Source organism: Sphaerisporangium sp. NPDC049457, assembly GCF_055586705.1.
In genome coordinates this window covers 107,444-130,230 of the sequence record NZ_JBVJHR010000016.1, presented here as the reverse complement: position 1 = coordinate 130,230, position 22,787 = coordinate 107,444, and the positions used below count along the sequence as shown (strand labels likewise).

Here is a 22,787-nt window from a genome sequence, read left to right as displayed (position 1 = left end):
GCCGTGCGGGAGGGGTGCAGGGCCGCGTGGGATGGTCAGAGGTTGCCGCGCCGGGCCTGCTCGCGCTCGATGGCCTCGAACAGCGCCTTGAAGTTGCCCTTGCCGAAGCCCAGGGAGCCGTGCCGCTCGATGAACTCGAAGAACACCGTGGGCCGGTCCTGCACCGGCTTGGTGAAGATCTGCAGCAGGTAGCCGTCCTCGTCGCGGTCCACCAGGATGCGGTGCTTCTTGAGCTCCTCGATCGGCGCGCGGACGTCGCCGATGCGCGCGCGCAGCGCCGGGTCGTCGTAGTAGGAGTCGGGCGTGTCGAGGAACTCGACGCCGGCGGCGCGCATGCGCTCGACGGTGCGCAGGATGTCGTTGGTGGCCAGCGCGATGTGCTGGACGCCCGGACCGCCGTAGAACTCCAGGTACTCGTCGATCTGCGACTTCTTGCGGCTGATCGCCGGCTCGTTCAGCGGGAACTTCACCTTGCGGGTGCCGTTCGCGACGACCTTGGACATCAGCGCCGAGTACTCGGTGGCGATGTCGTCGCCGATGAACTCCGCCATGTTGGTGAAGCCCATGACGCGCTTGTAGAACTCCACCCACTCGTCCATCTTGCCGAGCTCGACGTTGCCGACGCAGTGGTCGATCGCCTGGAAGTACCGCTTGTCCGGCGGCTCCACCAGCGGCGCGGCGGCGGCGTAGCCGGGCAGGTACACGCCGCTGTAGTTGGCGCGGTCGACCAGGGTGTGGCGGGTCTCGCCGTAGGTCGCGATGGACGCCATGACGACCTTGCCGTGCTCGTCCTCGACGACGTGCGGTTCGGTCAGGCCCCGGGCGCCGGCGGCCACCGCGTGCGCGTAGGCGGCCTCCACGTCGGGCACGTCCAGCGCCAGGTCGATCACGCCGTCGCCGTGTGCGGCCACGTGGCGGGCGATCTCGGTGCCGGGGCGCACCGAGCCGCGCAGTTCGAAGCGGGCGCTGCCGGAGGTGAGCACGTACGCCACCTCGTCGCGGCTTCCCGTCTCGGGTCCCTTGTAGGCGACCAGGCGCATCCCGAAGGCCGACGAGTAGTAGTGGGCCGCCTGCTTGGCGTTGCCCACGGCGAACACCACCGAGTCCATGCCGTGTACGGGAAATACATCGCTCATGGGGCCACTTTCGAGCCAGATGGCTGGAATGTGCAAGTGTTACTCGAATGGGTGGGCAGATTGTCTAGCGGAGGCGGGGAAACGCCGGTAATCCTGTACAGCATGACGATCGACGATCTGGACGCACGGCTGATCGCGCTGCTCGCCGCCGAGCCGCGCGTGGGCATCCTGGAGGCGTCCCGCCGGCTCGGCGTGGCGCGCGGCACGGTACAGGCCAGGCTCGACCGGCTGACGGAGAGCGGCGTGATCACCGGCTTCGGGCCGGACGTCGACCCCGCCGCGCTGGGCTATCAGGTGACCGCGTTCGTCACCCTGCAGATCCGGCAGGTCAGCGGCCATGAGCCGGTGGCCGGCCTGCTCGCCTCCATACCGGAAGTGCTGGAGGTCCACACGATCACGGGCGGCGGTGACATGCTGTGTCGTGTGGTCGCGCGCAGTAACGCCGACCTGCAGCGGGTCATCGACCTGATCGTGGACGTCGAAGGGGTGGTGCGCACGTCGTCGGTGATCGCGCTCGACACGCCGGTCGCCTACCGGGTTCTGCCCCTGGTCGCGGCCGTTCCCCGCCACCGCGGCGCCCGCTAAGGGCCGCTGGGCCGCCGGGGAGCGCCACGGGCCGCGGGAGGCCCGACGCGCCGTCCAGGGCATCCCGGCTCGACGGGCGGTGCACCGTTACGTATCGTTTACCGTAGAACGATCCGCCCAGCTTACGGGGGTTTGCTGAGCAGTAGATCGGGGGTTCGCCGTGCGGGACGCAGACAGGAAGCGCCGGTTCAGGCGGCGTCTCCTCCGCCGTTTCGTGATCGCCGGCGGCATCGTGGTGTTCGGCCTGGCCGCCCTCTTCGCCGTGGTGTGGGTGCTCACCCCCATTCCCGACACCACGCAGAAGCTCGCCACCGCCCAGGGCTCGCTGATCTACTACCGCGACGGCAAGACGGTGCTCGCCCGGCAGGGGGTGAACCGCAAGAACGTCTCGATCGACAAGGTGCCCAAGGTCGTCCGCGACGCGGTCATCTCCGTCGAGAACCGCACTTTCTATGAAGATCAGGGCGTGTCGATCGGGGGCACGGCCCGCGCCATGTGGTCGACGGTCACCGGCAACCAGATCCAGGGCGGTTCCACGATCACCCAGCAGCTCGTGCGCAACTACTACAGCGGGCTCAGCCAAGAGCGGTCGGCCGTGCGCAAGCTCAAAGAGATCATGATCGCGCTGAAGGTCGACCAGTCCAAGTCCAAGTCCTGGGTGCTTGAGCAGTATCTCAACACCATCTACTTCGGCCGGGGCGCCTACGGCATCCAGGCCGCCGCCCAGGCGTACTTCGGCAAGGACGTCGACAAGCTCAACGCCGCCCAGGGCGCCTACCTTGCGGCGGTGATCCAGCAGCCTTCCCGGTTCGCCGCTCCGCGCGGCGCCGACCTCGACGCCGCCCAGGCCCGCTGGCAGGCCGTGGTCAAGGCCATGGTCGAGACGCGCGCGCTCGACCCCGCCGAGGCCGCGAAGCTGACCTTCCCCACGCTCGCCAAGCTGAAGAACCCGCTGTCGCTCAACGGGCAGAAGGGGTACATCCTCGCCCAGGTGCGGGCCGAGCTGAACCGGCGCGGCTACACCGACGAGGACATCCAGCAGGGCGGCCTCAAGATCACCACGACGTTCGACAAGAAACTCATGGCCGCCGCCGAGCACGCCGTCGAACAGACCCTGCCCGAGGACACCTCCCACAAGGTGCGCACCGGGCTCGCGGCCGTCGCGCCCGACACCGGCGAGGTCGTCGCCTTCTACGGCGGCAAGGACTACGCCGCCAACCAGTACGACAACGCCTTCTCCGCGAAGGTCCAGGCCGGGTCCACCTTCAAGCCGTACACGCTGGCCGCCGCGCTGGAGAACGGCTTCGACCTCAACACCCGGGTCAACGGCAACTCGCCGATCCGCGTCGCCTCGGCCAAGCAGCCGATCCCGAACTCCGGCGGCACCTCCTACGGCGCCGCCATCGACCTGGTGGAGGCCACCCGCAACTCGGTGAACACCGCGTTCGTCGACCTCGGGCAGAAGGTCGGGCTGGCGAAGGTCGCCGAGGCCGCCGAGGCGGCGGGCATCCCGGCCGACCAGATCGCCAAGCAGAAGGACTTCCCGACCTTCCCCTTGGGTACGGCCTCGGTGAGCGCCGTCCAGCAGGCGTCCGGGTTCGGCACGTTCGCCGCGGGGGGCGTCCACAAGGAGGCGCACGTCATCCGCTCGGTGACCGACGCCAACGGCGACACCAGGAAGTTCACCGTCCCCGGCGCCCGCGCCTTCAGCGAGAGCACCGCCGCCGACGCGACGTTCGCGATGGAGCAGGTCGTCCAGAGCGGCACCGGAACGGCGGCCCGGCTGTACGACCGCCCGGTGGCGGGCAAGACCGGCACCAGCGACTCCTCCGGCGCCGTGTGGTTCGTGGGATTCACCCCGCAGCTGTCCACCGCCGTGAACATGTTCCGCGACGACAACAAGACCGTGAGCGTCCCCGGGTACGGCGCGCTGTACGGCGGGTCGCTGCCCGCGCAGGTGTGGCGGGCGTTCATGTCCGAGGCGATGGCCGGCAAGCCGGTGAAGGACTTCCCCGGCTCGGCGACCTACGACCCGTACCGGGGCGAATGGGGCCGCGACGGCTGGGGTGACACCGGCTGGGGCGACACCGGCTGGGAGGGCGACCGCGACAACCCGCCCCCGCCGGTCGACCAGCCGACCGGCGGGCCGAGCGGGCCGCCGGACGCCACCCCGCCCGGCCAGGGCCCCGGCGACCCCAACGGCGGCGGCCCCGACGGCGACCCGAACGCGGGCGACCCCAACGGCGACCCGAACGGCGGCGACCCCAACGGCGACCCCAACGGCGGCGACCCCCAGAACCCCGAAGATCCCTTCGTAGAGGCCCCGCCCCCACCTGGCTGACGGTGGGCCCACGGGCGTGATCTTCGCGACGGTTCGCCAGGTCGTCCGCCGCACCACGGCGCGGTCATCGCCGTACCACGTCCCGCCGACCCGGCGCCGAACCGTACAGGCACAGCCGGGGGGACGGTGGGGACGGTCCGGTGGGGATGGTGACGGTGGTCAGTGGGGGGTGTGGAGTTCTTTGGTCAGGTCGGCGGGGGTGGTTACGGGCATTCGGCAGGTGAAGTCGCGGCAGACGTAGGCGGCCGGGCGGCCGTCGACCGGGTCTCGGCCTTCCAGCAGGGGCACCTCGCCGTCGCCGAGCGCGATGACCGTGCCGGGGGCTTTCGCCATGAGCGCGGCGCGGTGCAGGGCGATGGTGCGCGGGTCGTCGAGGGCGCCGGCGATCGCGACCTCGACCGGCCCGGCCAGGGCGGCCTCGGCCACGGCCAGGCCCCACCCGGCGAACCGCGCGTGCCGGTCGGCGAGCGTCGTCACCGTGCCGAGGGCGGCGTCGGCGGCCTCCCGGTGACGGGACGAGCCGGTCAGCGCTCCGTACGACAGCAGGGCTCCGGCCGCGGCGAACTGCCCGGACGGCGTGGCGCCGTCGGTGGGGTCCTGGGGGCGCTGGAACAGCCGCTCGCCGTCGTCGGCGGTGTCGTAGAAGCCGCCGCGCCCGTCGGGGAACCGGTCGAGCACCGTGTCCAGCAGGGCCCCGGCCTGCCGGAACCAGCGGACCTCGCCGGTGACCCCGTACAGGGTCAGGAACCCCTCGGCGACGTCGGCGTAGTCCTCCAGCACTCCGGCGTTCGCGCCGACCCGGCCGTCCCGTGAGGTGCGGGCCAGGCGGGAGCCGTCCAGGTGCACCCGGACGAGCAGCTCGGCGGCGGCGCGCGCCGCGCCCACCAGGTCGCGCCGGTCGAACAGCGCCCCCACCTCGGCCAGCGCGGCGATGGCGAGCCCGTTCCACGCGGCCACCACCTTGTCGTCCCGGCCGGGGCGCACCCGGGCGGAACGGGCCTTGAGCAGGTCTCTGCGCACGTCGGCGAGCATCGCCTGGTCGACCGGGTCAGAGAGGAGCTGCAGCACCGAGGCGCCGTGCTCGAAGGTGCCCTGCTCGGTCACCGAGAACACCGACGCGGCCCAGGCGCCGCGTTCCTCGCCGAGCGCCTCGCGCAGCCCGGCGGGCGTCCAGACGTAGAACCTGCCCTCCTCGCCCTCGCTGTCGGCGTCCAGCGCCGAGGCGAAACCGCCCTCCTGGGTGCTCAGCTCCCTCAGCAGCCACTCGGCCGTCTCGATCGCGACGCGCCTGGCCGGCGGTGAGCCGGTGGCGCGCCACCAGTGGGCGTAGACCCGCAGCAGCAGGGCGTTGTCGTACAGCATCTTCTCGAAGTGCGGCACCACCCAGCCGGCGTCCACGCTGTAGCGGGCGAAGCCCCCGGCGAGCTGGTCGTACATGCCGCCGCGCGCCATCGCGTCCAGCGTCTTCTCGGCCATCGACAGCGCCTGCGGGGTGCCGTGCCTGAGCAGGAACTCCAGCACCATGGACGGCGGGAACTTGGGCGCGCCGCCGAACCCGCCGCGCGCGGGGTTGAAGGTGCGCGAGAGGTCCTGGACGGCCCGATCGAGGACCTTGGACGTCGGCGCGGCCCCGCGCGGCAGGTCGCTCCCCTCGCTGAGCGCCTCCACCACCTTGGAGCCCTGCGCGAGCACCGCGTCCCGCTGCTGGGTCCACGCCTGCGCCACCCCGGCCAGCAGCTGCTGGAACCGCTGCCGCGGGAAGTAGGTGCCGGTGTAGAAAGGGTGGCCGTCGGGCGTGGCGAACACGGTCATCGGCCAGCCGCCCTGCCCGGTCATCGCGGTGGTGGCGTTCATGTAGACGGCGTCCACGTCGGGACGCTCCTCGCGGTCGACCTTGACGTTCACGAACAGGTCGTTCATCATCCGTGCGGTCTCGGGGTCCTCGAAGGACTCGTGGGCCATGACGTGGCACCAGTGGCAGGCGGAGTAGCCGACCGAGATCAGCAGCGGCACGTCGCGCCTGCGGGCCTCGGCGAAGGCCTCGTCGCCCCACTGGTGCCAGTCGACGGGATTGTCCGCGTGTTGCAGCAGGTACGGACTCGTGGCGTCCTTCAGTCGGTTCATGGACCTCTCCTGCGTCGGCGGAGCGTGCCGTGCGTCCTGTGCGGGACCGGCCGGGCAGCGTGCCTCGCCGTTCTCCCGCGCGATCCACCTCACAGTAGATGCGCGCGTGCCGGCCGCCACAGGCGGTATGCCCGCCGAGCGGTCCGTCCCTGCTCTGCTGACAACAGTGCCCGGCTCAGGCGCGCATTCACCTCACCGCACGGACGAACGGATTGTGCTCACCCCGAGGTGGCCACCGGATCGGCGGCGGGGTCACGAGCGGATCGACGGCGGAACCTGGGCCGGATCGACGCCGGGGACGCTCACCTGCCGTCCGGCGCTGGCAGGGCCGCGCCGGGGAAGCCGGGGGTCCGCCAGGTGTCCCCCGATGCCGTCACCGCGAACGCCTCCACCCCGTCCAGCCCTTCCACCCATTCCCTGGCCGCGCGGCCCATGGCGAAGGCGGCCGTGGCGTAGGCGTCGATCATGGTCAGGCCCTCGCCGGCGAGGGTGATCGAGGCCAGTTCCGACGCGGGCCGGCCGGTGTGCGGGTCGATGATGTGCGGCCCGCGCTCCGCCGTTCCCGAGGTCGCCACGGCGAGCCCGCCGGCCGGGGCCCCCGCCGTGACGGGTCGAAAGGCCGGACGTTCGACCACCGTCGACAGCCGGCCGGGGTGCAGGGGGTCGGCGACGCCCACCCGCCACGGACGTCCGGGCGCCGCCGTCCCGGCGAGCTGGACGTCGCCGCCGCCGTTGACGCAGTGGTGCACGGCTCCGGCCCTGGTGAGCATGCGCGAGGCCCGCTCGATCGCCCAGCCCTTGACCATGCCCGAGGGGTCGAGGCGCCCGCCCGGGTAGGCCGTGAAGTACCCGTGGGAGGCCGCGGCGACCCCGGCGCACAGTTCGAGGATCTCCGCCACCTCCGGCGGGCAGTCCGAAAGGCCGATCTCGCCCCGGCCGAGCCTGCTGACCGGGCTGTCCGCCTTGTAGGTCGAGAAGGTGTCGTCCACCCGGTGCAGCCAGGCCACGGCCTCCGCGACGGCCCGCCGGACGGCCTCCTCCGCGTGCCCCGGGTTCTCCTGGTTCCCCTCCGAGGGCCAGGCGTCGTCCCTCGCGTGCGTCCGCGCCAGGTGCGGTGCGCCGGAGGCGACGAGGGGGGCGCGCACGTCGAGGGAGAAGACGGTGCCCATGGCCTTCTCGACGTGGCGCATCACAGGCCCGCCTTGTCCAGGGCGCTCTGCAGCGATCGCATGTATCCGTCGCTGGTGTAGGTGGCGCCGGACACCGTGTCGATCTGGGCGGACTGAGCGGTGAGCGCCTCCTGCTCCAGGATGGGGAGGGCCCGCTCGTTGATGACGATGTCCCGCCGGTTGCCGTCGGGCGACTGGAGCACCTTGACGGCGGTCATCTTGCGGCCGGAGAGGGTGACCTCCACCTGCACGGGGCCCCACCGGGTGTCGGTGGCGTCCCCGGTGACCACCTTGCCGCCTCCGGAGCCCCCGTTGGCGTTCTGCCCGGCCGCGGACCGTCCGGTGGGCTTCGGCGGGGCCTGGGCCGCCGGCCCGAGGCCCTGGCCGTCATCGCCGTGCTCGCCGTCGCCCTCGTCGTCATCGTTCCGCTCGCCGTCGCCCTCGTCGTCCCCGCGCGTGGTGACGCCGCCCGGATCGCCCGCGGGGCCGCCGCCGCTCCGGTCGCCGCTCGCCTGGGCGCCGGCGCCGTTCTGGGACAGCGCGGCCGGGCGTTCGGCGGACGCGGTCATCGCGTGCGGCTTGAAGGACAGCAGCAGGACCAGTCCCACGGCGGTGACGAGGACGGCGAATATCGCTCTGCGCATGGAGATTCCCTAGAACTCGAATGACTCGTGGTGGATGCGCCGTTTGTGCACCCCGGCGGCGCGCAGGGCCGCGATCACGTCCCTCGTCATGCCGGTGGGACCGCACACGTAGACGTCATGGCGGGCGAGGTGGGGGACGAGCGCGGTGAGCGTCTCGGGCGTGAACGGCTCACCGATCTGGTCTCGGGGGCCGACGGAGTAGTGCAGCGCCGCGCCGCGGCGGGCGGCGATCGCCTCCAGCTCCGCTCGGAACGCCAGGTCCTCGGCGTACCTGGCCCGGTACAGCAGCGTGAGGTCGCCGGGCGCGGCCGGGATCGACTCGAACAGGGCGCGCAGCGGCGTGATGCCCACCCCTCCCGCGATGAGCAGCACTTCGCGGCCCTTGCGGCGGGCGGGGGTGAACGCGCCGTACGGGCCCTCGGCGAGCACGCGGGTGCCGGGGCGCAGGCGGGCGATCTCGCCGCTCTGGTCGCCCAGGTCCTTCACGGTGATCCGCAGGCTGTCGTGCCGGGGCGCCGACGACAGCGAATACGGGTTGGGGGACCACCAGAGCCTCCTGGTCAGGAACCGCCACCGGAAGAACTGGCCGGGCTCGGCTCGCAGCAGGTCCAGACGGCGTCCGGTGATGTACACCGAGACGACCCCGGGGCCTTCGTGCACGACCTCGCCGACCCTCAGCCGGTGCCGGAACGACTGCCGCAGCGGCGTGAGGAACCGGTACCAGGCCAGCAGGCCGGCGACGCCGATGTAGAGCGCGTACCAGGCGACCTGGGCGAGCCGGGACGACATGAACTCGTCGCCGGTCGCGAGCTGGTGGCCGAAGGCGAGGTAGGCCGCGAGGTAGGTGTAGAAGTGCAGGTGGAACCAGGTCTCGTACCGCATCCGAGGCCGGACGGCGCGCGCCGAGACGACGCCGACGCCGACGAGCAGCAGCAGGGCGACGGTGGCCTTCAGCACGTCGGGATAGGTCAGGTTCAGCGTCACCGTCTCGCTGATCACGCCGGTGCCGTCCGTCACCGCGTATCCCCAGGTGATCAGCAGCATGTGGGCGACGCACAGCCAGACGACGTACCGGCCGCCCATGGAGTGCCAGCGGGCCAGCCTGTCGGAGCCCACTCCGCGTTCCAGCGCCGGGACGCGGGCCATGAGCGCGAGCAGCACCGCGATCGCGTACCCGGCCAGCAGTCCGGTGATCCGGCCCGCGCCGGTCAGCGCGCCGTCCAGCCCGGTGACGCCGGGGGTGTTCTCCCACCACAGGGCGAGCACGGCGAGCGCGCCCGCGGCGATGGCCGCCAGGACGGCCGCCGGGTGCGCACGGGCGCCGCCGGGCGGGACGCCCTGGTGCCTGCCTGTAGTGGTCCGCTCGGCGAAGGTGGTGCCCACGGAGTCTCCATTCGTCGATCCGTGACACACCGTGCCAGCCGAACTTCTCGATTCCCTCTGAACCACAGCATGCCGGGACGATTCATAGGATTCTCAGAGGCCGTTCAGAGGAACGGCGACAGGACTGGGAGCACCCTGGTACCACTATGCGCGCGACTTCCCGTGATCTTCCTGAGCTGCTGCGTCCGGACGGGACGCCCGTCCGCGTCCTCGTCGTCGACGACGAGCCCGACCTGGCCGAGGTGCTCGGCGCGGTGCTCCGCTACGAGGGCTGGGAGGTGCGTACGGCGGCCGACGGCGCCACCGCGGTGGCCGCGGCCCGCGAGTTCCGCCCCGACGCGGTGGTGCTCGACGTCATGCTGCCCGACTTCGACGGCCTTGAGGTGCTGCGCCGGCTGCGCGCGGAGGCGCCCCACGTCTGCGTGCTGTTCCTCACCGCGAAGGACGCCGTGGAGGACCGCATCGCGGGGATCACGGCGGGCGGCGACGACTACGTGACCAAGCCGTTCAGTCTGGAGGAGGTGCTGGCCCGGCTGCGCGGCCTGCTGCGCCGCGCCGGCGTGGCCCGGACCGTCGAGGGCGACCGGCTGGTCGTCGGCGATCTCGTCATGGACGAGGACGCGCGGGAGGTCGCCCGGAACGGTGAGCTGGTCGAGCTCACCCCGACCGAGTTCGAGCTGCTGCGCTTCCTGATGCGCAACCCGCGCAGGGTGGTCAGCAAGGCGCAGATCCTCGACCGGGTCTGGTCGTACGACTTCGGCGGGCAGGCGCACGTCGTCGAGCTGTACATCAGCTACCTGCGCAAGAAGATCGACGTGGGCCGGCCGCCGCTGATCCACACCGTCCGGGGCGTCGGATACGTCCTGAAGCCATGAGTCCGCCTCTGTGGCCGCACACGCTGCGGGCGCGGCTGGTCGTCGGAGCCTTGGCGCTGCTCGCGCTCGCCTGCGCCACGATCGGCGTCGCGACCTCGATCGCCCTGGAGCGTTTCATGGTGGACCGGGTGGACCAGCAGCTGTCGCTGACGGCCGGCAGGTTCGCGGCCAGCTTGGAGCACCGGGAGGAGTACGGCGAGCGGGGCGACAGCCGGGGACAGGCTCCCGGCACCCTCGGGGCGCGCTTGCTGGACGGCCGGGTCACCGACGCCGCCGTGGTTCCGGACCGCGGCGGCGGCACCCTGTCCGCGGGGGACGAGGCCGTGCTGGCCGGCGTCCCGGTGGACGGGCGCGGTCACACCGTCGAGCTGCCCACCCTGGACGACTACCGGGTCATGGCCTTCGCGGGCGAGGACGGCGACGTCCTGGTCAACGGGCTGCCGCTGGAGGGCGTCAACACCACCGTGCACCGGCTGCAGCTCGCCGAGCTGGTGGTCTTCGCCGCAGTGATGCTGGTCGCCGGGGTCGCGGGCACGATCGGCGTGCGGCTGTCGCTGCGTTCTCTGGAACGGGTCGCCGCCACGGCCCGGCGGGTCAGCACGCTGCCGCTGGCCAGCGGCGAGGTCACCCTGCCCGACCGCGTGCCCGACGAGGACCCGCGCACCGAGGTCGGCCAGGTGGGTGCCGCGTTCAACCGCATGCTCGGCCACGTGGGGGAGGCGCTCGCCGAGCGCCACGCCAGCGAGCAGCGGATGCGCACCTTCGCCGCCGACGCCAGCCACGAGCTGCGCACGCCTCTGGCCACGGTGCGGGCCCATGTCGAGCTGGCCCGGCGCAACCCCGGCGAGGTGCCAGAGGAGGTGCGGCACTCCCTGGAGCGCATCGAGGCCGAGTCGGCGCGCATGGGCAAGCTCGTCGACGACCTGCTGCTGCTGGCCCGGCTCGACGCGGGCCGGCCGCTGGCCCGCGACCAGGTGGATCTCACCCGCGTGGCGATCGACGCGACGGGCGACGCCCGCGTGTCGTCACCGGATCACCGCTGGAGGCTGGAGCTCCCGGAAGAGCCGGTCACGCTGGTCGGCGACGCCGACCGCCTGTACCAGGTGGTGGCCAACCTCCTGGGCAATGCCCGCGCCCACACGCCGCCGGGCACCACCGTCACCGTCTCGGTCCGCGACCCCGGCCCGGGCAAGGCCGAACTGACCGTCACCGACGACGGGCCCGGCATCCCCGAGGAGATTCGCGGCGAGCTGTTCGAGCGGTTCGTCCGCGCCGACAAGGCCCGCTCCCGCGCCTCGGGCGGCAGCGGCCTGGGCCTGGCCATCGTCAAGGCCGTGGTGGCGGCGCACGACGGCACGGTGACCGTCGACACCCGGCCGGGCCGCACCGCCGTCAGCGTCCTGCTCCCCACCGCCTGAGCGGCCGGCACGACCCGGCCGGGCGGCGTCCGCACCGCCCTTCCACGTCCGCAGGACCCTCCCGTGAGGCACTCGGCCGCGAGACGGCGGACGGTGATGAACGCCGCCCGTCGTTGGCGTGAACGCGTCACGGCACCATCCCGCCGTCTGACGATATTGACGGTGTCACCTCCGATATCAGAGTTTCGGCTCCGACGATTCACCGATCTCCGCCGTCCGGCGCCAGGCCGGCGGCACGGTCCGGTACGGCGACTACACGGCGACCGCGGGACCCGACGGCGGCTACCGCCTGGCCATCCCGGCGGGCACCTACCAGGGCTCCGTCAGCGCCTACGGGTACGCGCAGGTCACCTTCGACGGCGTGACGCTGGAGGACGGCGCCGCCCTCACCCGTGACGTCGCGCTCGACGCGCTGTCCTCGCAGACCGTCTCGGGCACCGTCACCGACGGCGGCGGCCACGGTTGGCCGCTGTACGCCGGAATCACCGTCGAGGGCGTGCCGGGCGCGCCGGTCCACACCGACCCGGCGACCGGCCGGTACAGCGTGAAGCTGCCGCAGAACTCCGCCTACAAGCTGACGGTCACGGCGAACTACCCCGGCTATCTGCCCGCGACGCGGACGGTGACGGTGGGCGGCGCCCCGGTGACCGCGGACGTCGCCGTGCCGGTGGACACCGCCAAGGCGAACGCCCCCGGATACACGCTCGGCTACCACGGCGGCTCCGTCCAGGACTTCGAGACCCGCTCGGCCCCCGAGGGCTGGACGGTGAAGAACAACAACGACAACGGCGGCTGGGACTTCGACGACCCGCTCGGCCGGACCAACCAGACCGGTGGCGGCGGCGGGTTCGCCATCGTCGACGACTTCCACCACGGCTGGGCCGAGGTGGACACCGAGCTGCGCAGCCCGTCGTTCGACCTGTCGGCGTTCTCCCCCGAGACCGGCGAACGGCGGATCACCGCGGACAAGGCGGCCTTCCACTACCCGGCGCTGACCAAGCGGGTGAAGGTCACCACCGGCGTCACCCGCGCGGACTTCGTGCTGAAGGCGGGCCGGCTCGCGGTGTCCCCGGCGGAGCTGTCGGCGTCGGTCACCTGGGGTGAGCGCGAGAAGCTGAAGTTCACGGTGCGCAACACCGGCACCGCGCCCGCCACCCTGAAGCTCGGCGAGCAGCCCGCGCCGGCCGCGTCCGGGGCGCCGCTGAGCCGGATCAAGGTCTTGCGCGACCAGATCATGCCGGACGTCGTCAACGGCGTGAACGGCAAGGCCGGCGCCCCGGTTGCGGGCGCGGTCACCGCGCACGATGGCGGCGCCGCGTGGCGCACCCTCGCCGACATGCCCAAGCCGGCCGTCGGCATGGTCGCCGGCGTCTACGACGGCAAGCTGTACGCCGGCCTGGGCAGGACCGGAGAGGCCACCAACTTCTCCGACCACTGGCTGTCCTACGACCCGAAGAAGGGCGGGTGGACGACGCTGGCCAGTCCCGTGTACCGGCGGACGTCGGCGGCTGGCGGATTCATCGACGGGCGCTTCTATCTCACCGCGGGACGCAACGGCATGGGCGGCACCGTCGCGGCCACGGAGGTCTACGACCCCAAGGCCGGCACCTGGCGCACCGTCGCCCCGAACCCGCACCCCTACGGCTCCTCCGGCGCGGCGACCCTCGACGGCAGGCTGTACGTCGTCGGCGGCTGCCAGATGGCGGACGGGGGGTACGAGAGCTGCGACAACAGCGACGTCATGGTCTACGACCCGGCGGCCGACCGTTGGAGCGAGGCGGCGTCCTACCCCTACGGCGTCGCGGCTCTGTCGTGCGGCGGGATCAACGGCAAGCTGTACTGCGCGGGCGGCGCCGGACGGCAGGGCACCACGGCCCAGGGCTACGCCTACGACCCGGCCGCCGACGCCTGGTCGCCCATCGCCGACATGCCGGTGGACCTCGCGTCCTCGGCGTACGCGGTGGCCAATGGGACACTGCTGGTCTCCACCGGCTACAGCCTGGGCCTGGGCGCCGTCACCAACGAGGGGTACGCCTACGACCCGGCGGCCGACGCCTGGACCCCGCTGCCGAACGCGACGGCGACGGCCGCCTACGCCACGGGCGCGCCCGGGTTCTACCTGCTCGGCGGCATGGACGTGGCCACCGGCGCGCCCAGCGCCCAGGCGGCGGCGCTGCCCGGCTACGACCGGCCGTACGCCGACGTACCGTGGCTGTCGGCGCGGGTGGGCGCGACCCGCCTCGAACCGGGGCACGCCACCACGGTGACCGTCGAGCTGGACGCCGGCGAGCGCGTCACCTCGGTGCACGCCGAGTACGCGGCGGCGGTGACGGTCGCGGGCGACACCCCGTACCCGGCGGCGTCGGTGCCGGTGCGGATGCGGGTGGAGCCGCGCCGTCCCGGCAAGGGCTGACCGGCCCGCGCCCCATGACCGGCCGGTCCCCGGCGGACACCACTCCGTCCCCGGGGGCCGGCCCCCACCCCCTGCTCACCCAGGCGGCCGTCCAGGACGGGCGGCCGCGAACGTGGCGACATGAGCGGTTCGTGTGGGAATAGACCGTCTGCGTCGACAGAGGCCGCTCCGAGGAGGCCGAGCAGGTGCTGCGCGCGTGCGTTCATGCCGACGTGAGCGGCCCGTGGCGACGTCAGGCGTCCGGGTTCCACCAGCCGCGCCGGGCGGCGAGGACGCCGGCCTGGAAGCGGCTGGTGGCCGACAGCCGCACCATGAGCGCCTGGATGCGGCGCTGCACCGTCCGGTGACCCATGTCGAGCTGGCGGGCGATCGCCTCGTCCGGCAGCCCCAGGGCCAGCAGCGAGACGATGCGCCGCTCCTCGTCACTGAGCGGCGGCTCGCCGCCCGCGTCCGCCGCGCCGCCCGGCGCCGCCGCCTCCTCGGCGGCCTGGCCCGGCAGGAACGGCTGCGCCTGCCGCCACAGCATCTCGAACAGCGTGGACAGGGCGTCCAGCAGAGAGGAGGGATGCACCAGGATGCACGAGTCGAGGATGCGCGGAGTCGCCCGCAGCGGGATCAGCCCGAGATCGTCGTCGGCCAGGATCATCTTCATGGGCACGTTGGCGAGGATGCGGATCTCCTCCCCGGCCGCGACGCCCGCCTCCAGGTGACGGGTCTGCCCGTCCATCCGCAACGTGCCGTGCTCGTGGATGAAGCGCCGCTCCACCGTGTGCTCCAGCACGTTCGCCCGTGAGGAGACGCGCTCTCCGTCGATCGCCCGCGCGTACGGCGGGGCGTCGATGCCGCGGATGACCTTCCGCGACCGGCGCAGCAGCTGCTGGCCCGATCTGGCCACCGCGTCCGGCCCCGAGATGACCTCGATCAGCTCGGAGGCGTCCTGCCCGGAGCGGGCCCTGCGGTGCCGTTCGCCCAGATGGTGCGCGAGCGCGCGGACGCGCTTGATGTCGCGCTCGCGGGACAGCAGCAGCACCTCGATCGCGGTCTCCGGCGGCAGCGCGGCGTATCGGACGGGCTGGCCGGGCACCCGGGAGATCAGCCCGCGGTCCTCAAGGCGCTGAAGCACCGCGCCGAGCACGTCCCGGTCGATGGTGGTGACTCCGGCGAGCTCGTCGGCGGTGAGCGGATTGCCGTCGATCAGCGCAAGGTACGCTTCCTCACTCCAGTGGTCGACCCCCAGAATTTCGAGCACTGTGACACCTCGCTTGCGCGCTCGCGAGCCACCGTCCGTGACGTCGTCGCGCGGACCGCGCACGAGCGTAGACGGCCCGCCCGATCGGGGCGGCGCCGTCTCAGAGTGTGGAAGGGGTGGCTCAGGCGGTCGCGGTGACGAGCACGGCGATGCCGAGCAGGATCACCACCGGGATCAGCCACATCACGGCCTCGATCGCGAATTCCTTGTACATGCGTCGTCCTCTCCATCGGGATGATCGGTTGCGCCGTGAATGGCTCGCCGTGCAGCTTAACCGGACAATACGCGAGCTCCCACCCCTGGGAGCGGTTATCCGTACCCGCATGTCACCCACACCCGGCATACGCCCTCGAAGCGGCGCGCGCCCCGTAGGCGGCGCGCCCCCCGCCTACGGGGAGACGGCACCGGAGCGACCTTGACGGGAAACGGCGGGAGATTCACAGTCAGATCAGAGGTCAATGATCAGCAAGCACATCTCCCGACGTCCCTTCCCCCCTTTGAGGATGTGCCATGACGCTTGCCGAGTCCACCGAGAGCAGCCACCCCCGCCTGGCTGACGACCTGCCACCTCATCGAGGCCGCCTCATCCTGCTGAGCGTCCTCGGCGGCGCGGCGATCGCCGCCCTGTGGTCCTTCCACTTCGTCGACAGCGTGATCGGGGACAACGTCGCCAACACGCTGCTCGGGTACGACGCCAAGGGCACCGCGATCACCGGCGTGGTGGCCGGCGCGGTCTTCGCGTTCGTCTCCGGCCTGGCCGGCACGTTCACGGCCTGCAACGTGGCCGCGTTCGGCGCGGTGGTGCCGCTGCTGCGCGAGGGCGCCACCTGGCGCGACCGGTTCCGCGCGACGCTGCGCCCGCTCGGCAGGCTCGCGACCGGCATGATCGTGGTCAGCGGCGTGTACGGCGCCGTCGGCGCGCTCATCGGGAAGAACCTGCCGCAGCTGTCGACCGCGACCGTGGGCGACGGGCTGCCCGTACGGCTCCTCCAGGCGAGCGTGATCTTCGGGATCATCGGCCTGGCGTTCATCTGGCTGGGTCTGGCCGCTCTGCGCCTCGTGCCCGACCCGCTGGCGCGGCTGGAGCGGCGCTTCCCGCACGCGCGCCTCGTCGTCCTCGGCGCGCTGGTGGGGGGCTTCCTCATCGGCCGCCCGTTCCCGCTGTTCCACAAGCTGTTCAGCTACGCCGCCGAGACGCACAACCCCTTCTACGGCGCCGCGGTCTTCATCTTGCAGTCGCTGGGCAACATCGTGGTGATGGCGCTGCTGTTCGCCCTGCTCATGCAGGTGCGCGGTGGCGGCTTCGCCCGGTGGCTGGTCGCGAGGCCGGGGCGCCTGGTGACGGTCACCGCCGTCGCGTTCATCGTCGCGGGCTCGTTCACCCTGCTCTACTGGGACGTGCGGCTGCCCGCCATGTTCGGCTACGGCTGGTATCCCACGGCCTCCTGGTGACCCCGCAGGGCCGGCCGGCGCTCAGGAGCCGAACAGGTGGGCGTTGACCTCGCGGGCGGCCGGGGCGAGGGCGGGGTGTTCGACGACCTCGACCCCGGTTTCGCGGAGCGTCTCGGCACCGGTGCCGTCGACGAACAACTCGGGTTCGCGCCAGGCGAAGACGACGCGGGGGACGCCCGCGGCGATGATCAGCTCGGTGCAGCTCCTCGGCCGTGACGCCCGGCGGCTGCAGGGTTCGAGCGAGCTGTAGACGGTCGCCGACGCGAGCCGGGGGTCGCCCGGGTCGATCTTGGCCAGGGCGGCCTCCTCGGCGTGGTCGTGCGGGCTCGTCTCGCGGGAGTGGCCGGTGGCCAGGACCGTGCCGTCGGCGGCCACGACGACGGCGCCGACGGCGAACGCGGTGGTCGAGACGGGACAGCGGCGCGCGAGCGCGATGGTCTCCTCCAGCCACCGGCGGTCGGTCTCGGGCGACGGAGGCGTGGTCGCGGGCATCGGAGAGGTGGTCTCGGGTGACGGAGGCGTGGTCTCAGGCATCGGAGCGCTCCGGTGGCAGATAGCGGAGGAGGACGACGTCGCCGATGGGACGCGCCTCGGCCAGGCGCATGCGCCGGTCGCGGCCGTAGGGGAACGGACCGGGGCCCACGAAGCGCGGAGCCGCCGGGTCGCCGACGAACAGCGGGGCGATCACCAGGTGCAGCTCGTCCACCAGCCCTGAGGTCAGGAACAGGGTGTGGACGGCGGTGCCGCCCTCGACCATGAGCCGACGCACCCCCCGCGCGGACAGGTCGGCGAGAACGCCGGGCAGGTCGAGCGGGTCTCCGGCGTCGACGACGGTGGCCACGCCCGACAGGTTCTCGCGGACGCTCCGCGCGCCGGGCCCGGCCGCGTACACGATCTTCTCGACGTCGCCGAGCGCGAAGAAGCGCCGTTTCGGGTCGAGGTCGCCGCGGCCGGTCAGCGTGACCTTCAGCGGGGTCTCGCCGAGCCCGCGCCGCACCCGTTCGGCGCGGCGGGCGGGGGAGCGGACGAGCAGCCGGGGGTCGTCGGCGCGGACGGTGCCGGCGCCGACCAGGATGGCGTCGCACCCGGCGCGCACCTCGTCCACGCGGTCGAAGTCGGCCGCGTTGGACAAGGGCAGCGGCTCGCCCGAAGCGTCGTCGATGAAGCCGTCGATCGACATCGCGACCGACAGCAGCACGTAGGGCCGCTCACCCACCGGGCGTCTCCATGCGTTCAATCATGGCGTGTGACCGGAGTGGCCGGTGAGCGGGGTGGGACCGGTGGGTGGCCGGACCCGAGGGTGGGATCGGCGGTCGCCGATCCCCGGGGTCGGACCGGCGGGTGGCCGGTCCACGGCGCCGGACCGCCGCGCGGCCGTCCGGGGAGGTCAGGCGGCTTCGGGGAGGGCCTTCTCCACCCAGTTCTGGACGAGGCGGATGACGAGGGCCTCAACGAGAATCACGGCCGCCTTGGCGAGCACCGTGGCAAGGAAGTTGTACACGCGAACCTCACAGGAAGGGGCTGGCTGACTGCTTTATACATGATTAAGCACGTATGTAGCTAGATGTCCGTCTGTGAGTGTACAGAAGGTGAACGTTCAGTGACCTCCGTCGCCGGAGTCGCGCGGCGGTTCTATCAGTCGTCCCACCAGCCCCGCCGCCACCCCGCTGCCCAGCCCGATCGTCCATCCCACCGGACCCACCGGCCGGCAGCCGAACAGCCCGCTGAGCCCGGGGGTCGACACGACCAGGACCAGGCACACCAGTGAGGCCGAGGCGGCCAGGGTGACCGTGCGGTCCCGCGCGCCCACCGCCAGGGTCTGCACGAGCTGCGCCGACACCAGGCCGATGAGGCCCACGGTGTCGGCCCGCCCCTGCGTGCCGGTGGGCCGCGCGAGCAGCCACGCCACCGTCGCCGCCGCCGCGGTGGTCGCGGCGCGGACGTAGATGTCGCGGGTCAGCGCGGCGCCCAGCGACGCCTCTGGACCCTCCTGCAGCAGCCTCTCGGGGCTGGTCGCGCTCGGCGGCCGGACGGCGATCGCCAGGGCGGGCAACATGTCGGTGAGCAGGTTCACCAGCAGCAGCTGCCGGGCGTTCAAGGTGTTGCGCCCGGCGATCAGGTTCGACCCGACGGTGAAGATGATCTCGCCGAGGTTGCCGCCGAGCAGGATGCCGAGCGAGTCGCGCACGGACCGCCACATGGCCCTGCCCTCGACGATCGCCTCGACGATCGTCTCGATGCGGTCGTCGGTGACCACCACGTCGGCGGCGGCGCGCGCCGCCGGGGTGGCCCGCGAGCCCAGCGCCACGCCGACGTCGGCCAGCCGGATGGCGGGCGCGTCGTTGGCGCCGTCGCCGGTGACCGCCACCACGTTGCCGGCCTTCTGCAGGCCCTCGACGATGCGCGCCTTGTGCGCGGGGGTGACCCGCGCGAAGATCGACACCTTCGGCAGGACGTCGGCGAGCGCGGCGTCGTCGACGCGGTCCAGCTCGGGCCCGGTCATGATGCGCATGCCGTTCAGCACGTTGAGCTCCGCGCCGATCGCCTCGGCGGTGCTCGGATGGTCGCCGGTGATCATGACGACCCGCACGCCCGCGCGCGCCAGCCGGTCGACGCTGCGCGCGGCGGTCGGCCGCACCGGGTCGGCCAGCCCGAGGAACCCCAGGAAGCACAGCTCGCCGATGCGGGCCTCGTCCAGGTCGCGGCGGTCGGAGGCGCGGCGTTCGGCCACGGCGAGCACGCGGTAACCCTGCTGCGCCAGCCGGTCGACCTCCTTGATCAGCGTCTGGGCCGCCTCCTCGTCCATCGGCAGCACCTCCCCGTCGCTGAGCAGCGTGCCGCACCTGGTGAGCACCACCTCGGGGGCGCCCTTCACGCTGAGCAGGTGAGCGGCCCCCGCCGCGTCGGTCGTGCCGAGCACGGCGTGGTAGCCCCTGGCCGGCTCGAACGGCAGCTCGTCGACCCGATGCCAGGCGGACAGGTCCTCCTCCGGCGTGACGCCCGCCCTCTTGGCCCCCTCCAGCACGGCGCGGTCGGTCAGGTGGGGGACGGCCCGCTCGCCGTCGGTCCGCGGGCCGGCGCGCAGCGCCGCGGCGAGGATGCGGCGGAAGTCCGCGGGCAGCTCCTCCACCGGGTGGTCCACCCGGCCGTCGGAGACGCGGCCCAGGGTGATGTGCCCCTCGGTGAGGGTGCCGGTCTTGTCGAAGCACAGCACGTCGACCCGGCCGAGCGCCTCGATGGTCGACGGGTTGCGCACCAGCGTCTCGCGGGTGGACAGCCGCCGGGCCGCCGCCAGCTCGGCCACGGTGGCGATGAACGGCAGGCCCTCGGGGACGGCCGCCACCGCGAGGCTCACCGCGGGGGCGACGGCGGCGGCCAGCGGGGTGCGGCGCAGCAGGTTGACAGCCATCAGCACCACGCCGGACCCGAGGGCGGCCGGCATGATCTGGCGGCTCAGCGCCCGCAGCCGCAGCTCCACGCCGGTCGGCGGGGCCTCCTGCCCGCCCAGCTCGGCCGTGCGCCCGGCCTCCGTGGCCGTGCCGGTGGACACCACCACCGCCAGGCAGGTGCCCGCCGCCACCGTGGTGCCCTCGTAGACCATGGAGCTGCGGTCGGCCACGGCCAGCGCCGCGGTCGGCGCCACCGACTTGGCGACGAGCTGCGACTCGCCGGTGAGCGGCGACTCGTCCACCTCCAGGCCGCGCGCCTTGATCAGCCGGCAGTCCGCGGGCACCGCGTCCCCCGCGCGCAGCTCGATGACGTCGCCCCGCACCAGGTCGTCGGCGGTGGCGTCCACCGGCCCCTCAGGCCGGCGCAGCCGTACGGGGATCGCCGTGGCGTCGGTCAGCCGGGTCAGCGCCCGGTCGGCGTTGGTCCGCTGCGCGCCGCCGATCAGCCCGTTGACGCCGAGCACCCCGGCGATGAGCACGGCGTCCAGGGCCGACCCCACGGCGGCGGAAAGCCCGGCCGCGGCGGCGAGCACCGGGGTCAGCGGGTTGGCCAGCTCCTCGGCGGTCGCGCGCAGCAGCGACGGCGCCGCGACGGCCTCCTGGCGGCTCGGCCCGTTGCGGCGGCGCGCCGCCTCGGCCGCGGTGAGGCCGGCCGCGGTCGAGGACACCCGCTCCAGCACGTCATGCGCCGGCAGGGCGTGCCAAGGGGTACGGTCCACGCGCATGGGCAGCCCGCCGCGGCCGAGGTTCCGGCCCGACCACACGCCCATGACCAAGGCGGCGAGCGAGGTGCAGTCGCTGACGAGCTGCACGCGGCGCACCAAGCCGGACGACGAGCCGACGACGGCGAGCCCGGAGCCCAGGACGGCGCCGCCGGCGGAGACCTTCACGCTGCGGCCGCTGGCCGTCCTGGCCATGGTCAGCGACCGCAGCAGCAGGTGCGTCACCTCGGGCCCGCCGATCACGTCGGCGTCCCACGGCGGACGGGCCCGGGAGGTCAGCACGCCGACGCCGAGGTCGGCCTCGCGGAGGCCGGCGTGCGTCCGTCCGCTCACCAGGGCGACCCCGTGCCCGCGCACCTGGAGCTCCCGTACCGAGGCGGCCAGCCGGTCGCCGCCCTCGACGCGCCGCTCGACGCCCAGACGCGACGCCAGCCCGGCGTCGCCGCCCGCGATGACCACCTCGCACGCGCCCGCGGCGGCGCCGATGAGCGCCTCGGCGTAGGGATGCGGCTCGGGCACCATGCCGACCACGGCCACCGTCCGGCCCCGGTAGGTGACCGCGACGGGGCGCACACCCATGTCGCGCCAGCCGGACGCCTGCGCGGGCGGCGCCGCGGCCGGTTCGGCGACCCAGTCGCCCAGCTCACGGCGCGTGGTGATGTCCGCGCCCTCCACCAGGGTGTAGACGCGGGCGTGCAGCTCGCCGGCGTCCACGCCGGTGTCGCCGGCGAGCGCGATCACCTCGTGGACCGTCCAGGACGGCATCGTCAGGGTCTCGGCGTCGAACACCACCGTGTCGACGCGGTCCATGGCACGGACCGCGTCGCGGTGCAGGATCAGGCCGCCGCGCCGGGCGACGGCCCGCCCGATCGCGCTGACGAAGGCGTCGCGGCCCAGCCTGGCGGCCTTCGGCGTCTGCGCGATCAGCATGGCCAGCGCACGCTCCTGGTCGCGGCCGATGATCGAGGTCGCCCCGTAGGACGCCAGCGCCCCCACGCTCAGCCCGTCCGCGTAGCGCTCGATCGGCCCGTACGGCATGGGCGCGGGCCGCTTGGCGACGTCGCCCCTGATGTGGTGGTAGGCGCCCTTCTGCCGGGCGAACTCCTCTTCCCTGGCCCGCCACGCCCGCCGTCCGGCCGTCGCCTCCGTCACGCGGCCGACGGCGGACAGCGAGTCGATGAGCAGGCCGAGCGGGCGCAGGGCGAGCGTCAGCGCGGTGAAGCGCGTGTAGGACCAGATCACATCGGCGGTCGGCCGCCCGACGCGGCGTTCGAGCTCGTGCCGGATGCGGGGCGTGGACTCCGCGAGCTGCACCAGCGCGGGGAGGGCGGAGGGGACCTGGGCGACGTGCGTCACCTGGCCGACCAGCGTCACGCCGGCGCCGAGCAGCCCGGCGCCGAGTTCCAGGACCGCGCGCGCCTGGTGCTCCACGGCGTGCCGCCCCGTGCGGACTTCCCCGGCGCGGCGCTCGGCGACGTCGTACTCGTCGATGACCGCCAGTATCTTGCCGAGGTCGGAGGTGTCCCGGTCGCAGGCGACGTAGACGAAGCCGAGGGCGCCGTTGACCTCGGCCCGCTCCGCGCCGGCGATCTCGCACAGGCGCTCCTCCAGCAGTCGCGCCTCGCGGGAGCTGCCCGGGGCGCCGACGTTGCGCAGCTCGACGCGGACCCCTCCGGCGCAGTCGTGGACCCGCCGCGGACAGGGCAGCATCCCGCGCACCGTCTCCGGCAGCAGAGACGCCAGCAGACCTACTGGACCCCTGAGCGTACGAAGCAGGAACACGACAACGCCTCCAGGGCCACCCGTGCCGACACGCGGATCAGGCCG

General features: G+C 73.1%; 15 protein-coding genes. 6 read left to right on the top strand and 9 right to left on the bottom strand.

Annotated features, from left to right (window positions below; translation table 11 throughout):
- Positions 1-35 precede the first annotated feature (35 nt).
- Positions 36-1,136, bottom strand: a complete 1,101-nt coding sequence (hppD, locus tag ACZ6QO_RS24915; protein ID WP_465854001.1) for a 4-hydroxyphenylpyruvate dioxygenase — start codon at positions 1,134-1,136, stop codon at positions 36-38.
- A gap of 102 nt (positions 1,137-1,238) precedes the next feature.
- On the opposite strand from hppD, the gene ACZ6QO_RS24910 reads away from it, so the two are divergent.
- Positions 1,239-1,721, top strand: a complete 483-nt coding sequence (locus ACZ6QO_RS24910; RefSeq protein WP_465854000.1) for an Lrp/AsnC family transcriptional regulator — start codon at positions 1,239-1,241, stop codon at positions 1,719-1,721.
- A gap of 160 nt (positions 1,722-1,881) precedes the next feature.
- On the top strand, positions 1,882-4,062 hold the full coding sequence (locus ACZ6QO_RS24905) for a transglycosylase domain-containing protein (protein WP_465853999.1): 2,181 nt from the start codon (positions 1,882-1,884) through the stop codon (positions 4,060-4,062).
- Positions 4,063-4,221: 159 nt separating this feature from the next.
- Here ACZ6QO_RS24905 and ACZ6QO_RS24900 read toward each other — a convergent pair whose 3' ends face one another.
- The 4 genes from ACZ6QO_RS24900 to ACZ6QO_RS24885 all read right to left on the bottom strand — a co-directional run bounded on the left by ACZ6QO_RS24900 (position 4,222) and on the right by ACZ6QO_RS24885 (position 9,382).
- Positions 4,222-6,186: a thioredoxin domain-containing protein gene (locus tag ACZ6QO_RS24900; protein WP_465853998.1), complete on the bottom strand. Its 1,965-nt coding sequence runs from the start codon at positions 6,184-6,186 to the stop codon at positions 4,222-4,224.
- A 302-nt stretch (positions 6,187-6,488) separates the two neighbouring features.
- Positions 6,489-7,376, bottom strand: a complete 888-nt coding sequence (locus tag ACZ6QO_RS24895) for an FAD:protein FMN transferase (RefSeq protein ID WP_465853997.1) — start codon at positions 7,374-7,376, stop codon at positions 6,489-6,491.
- On the bottom strand, positions 7,376-7,999 hold the full coding sequence (locus ACZ6QO_RS24890; protein WP_465853996.1) for an FMN-binding protein: 624 nt from the start codon (positions 7,997-7,999) through the stop codon (positions 7,376-7,378). Before ACZ6QO_RS24890 ends, ACZ6QO_RS24895 begins: the two co-directional genes overlap by 1 nt.
- A gap of 9 nt (positions 8,000-8,008) precedes the next feature.
- Positions 8,009-9,382 carry a ferredoxin reductase family protein gene (locus tag ACZ6QO_RS24885; RefSeq protein ID WP_465853995.1) on the bottom strand — a complete coding sequence of 458 codons (1,374 nt, stop codon included), beginning with the start codon at positions 9,380-9,382 and terminating at the stop codon, positions 8,009-8,011.
- A gap of 146 nt (positions 9,383-9,528) precedes the next feature.
- Between ACZ6QO_RS24885 and ACZ6QO_RS24880 the strand changes: the two genes are divergently transcribed.
- The 3 genes from ACZ6QO_RS24880 (at position 9,529) to ACZ6QO_RS24870 (ending at position 14,088) form a co-directional block, all read left to right on the top strand.
- Positions 9,529-10,257 (top strand): response regulator transcription factor, encoded by a 729-nt coding sequence (locus ACZ6QO_RS24880; RefSeq protein ID WP_465853994.1) that lies wholly within the window; start codon positions 9,529-9,531, stop codon positions 10,255-10,257.
- On the top strand, positions 10,254-11,675 hold the full coding sequence (locus ACZ6QO_RS24875) for a sensor histidine kinase (protein ID WP_465853993.1): 1,422 nt from the start codon (positions 10,254-10,256) through the stop codon (positions 11,673-11,675). The genes ACZ6QO_RS24880 and ACZ6QO_RS24875 overlap by 4 nt, the downstream gene beginning before the upstream one ends.
- Before the next feature lie 361 nt (positions 11,676-12,036).
- On the top strand, positions 12,037-14,088 hold the full coding sequence (locus tag ACZ6QO_RS24870) for a hypothetical protein (protein ID WP_465853992.1): 2,052 nt from the start codon (positions 12,037-12,039) through the stop codon (positions 14,086-14,088).
- Between the two features lie 232 nt (positions 14,089-14,320).
- On the opposite strand, the gene ACZ6QO_RS24865 is transcribed toward ACZ6QO_RS24870, so the two are convergent.
- Positions 14,321-15,337: a helix-turn-helix domain-containing protein gene (locus ACZ6QO_RS24865; RefSeq protein ID WP_465853991.1), complete on the bottom strand. Its 1,017-nt coding sequence runs from the start codon at positions 15,335-15,337 to the stop codon at positions 14,321-14,323.
- A gap of 510 nt (positions 15,338-15,847) precedes the next feature.
- Here ACZ6QO_RS24865 and ACZ6QO_RS24860 point away from each other — a divergent pair.
- A complete protein-coding gene (locus ACZ6QO_RS24860) occupies positions 15,848-16,789 on the top strand; it encodes a hypothetical protein (RefSeq protein WP_465853990.1) in 942 nt (313 codons plus the stop codon).
- Between the two features lie 21 nt (positions 16,790-16,810).
- Here the strand turns inward: ACZ6QO_RS24860 and ACZ6QO_RS24855 are convergent, their stop codons facing one another.
- The 3 genes from ACZ6QO_RS24855 to ACZ6QO_RS24845 form a co-directional block, all read right to left on the bottom strand.
- Complete coding sequence (locus ACZ6QO_RS24855) at positions 16,811-17,281, bottom strand: deaminase (RefSeq protein ID WP_465854113.1); 471 nt, start codon at positions 17,279-17,281, stop codon at positions 16,811-16,813.
- 34 nt (positions 17,282-17,315) lie between these two features.
- Positions 17,316-18,005, bottom strand: a complete 690-nt coding sequence (locus tag ACZ6QO_RS24850; protein ID WP_465853989.1) for a RibD family protein — start codon at positions 18,003-18,005, stop codon at positions 17,316-17,318.
- A 381-nt stretch (positions 18,006-18,386) separates the two neighbouring features.
- Positions 18,387-22,742 (bottom strand): cation-translocating P-type ATPase, encoded by a 4,356-nt coding sequence (locus tag ACZ6QO_RS24845; RefSeq protein WP_465853988.1) that lies wholly within the window; start codon positions 22,740-22,742, stop codon positions 18,387-18,389.
- Positions 22,743-22,787: the final 45 nt, after the last annotated feature.

What these genes read in the sequence shown, in the direction of transcription:
- hppD (WP_465854001.1), bottom strand. Translation starts at nt 1,136, where the DNA reads ATGAGCGATGTATTTCCCGTACACGGCATGGACTCGGTGGTGTTCGCC.
- ACZ6QO_RS24910 (WP_465854000.1), top strand. Translation starts at nt 1,239, where the DNA reads ATGACGATCGACGATCTGGACGCACGGCTGATCGCGCTGCTCGCCGCC.
- ACZ6QO_RS24900 (WP_465853998.1), bottom strand. Translation starts at nt 6,186, where the DNA reads ATGAACCGACTGAAGGACGCCACGAGTCCGTACCTGCTGCAACACGCG.
- ACZ6QO_RS24895 (WP_465853997.1), bottom strand. Translation starts at nt 7,376, where the DNA reads ATGCGCCACGTCGAGAAGGCCATGGGCACCGTCTTCTCCCTCGACGTG.
- ACZ6QO_RS24890 (WP_465853996.1), bottom strand. Translation starts at nt 7,999, where the DNA reads ATGCGCAGAGCGATATTCGCCGTCCTCGTCACCGCCGTGGGACTGGTC.
- ACZ6QO_RS24880 (WP_465853994.1), top strand. Translation starts at nt 9,529, where the DNA reads ATGCGCGCGACTTCCCGTGATCTTCCTGAGCTGCTGCGTCCGGACGGG.
- ACZ6QO_RS24875 (WP_465853993.1), top strand. Translation starts at nt 10,254, where the DNA reads ATGAGTCCGCCTCTGTGGCCGCACACGCTGCGGGCGCGGCTGGTCGTC.
- ACZ6QO_RS24860 (WP_465853990.1), top strand. Translation starts at nt 15,848, where the DNA reads ATGACGCTTGCCGAGTCCACCGAGAGCAGCCACCCCCGCCTGGCTGAC.
- ACZ6QO_RS24855 (WP_465854113.1), bottom strand. Translation starts at nt 17,281, where the DNA reads ATGCCCGCGACCACGCCTCCGTCGCCCGAGACCGACCGCCGGTGGCTG.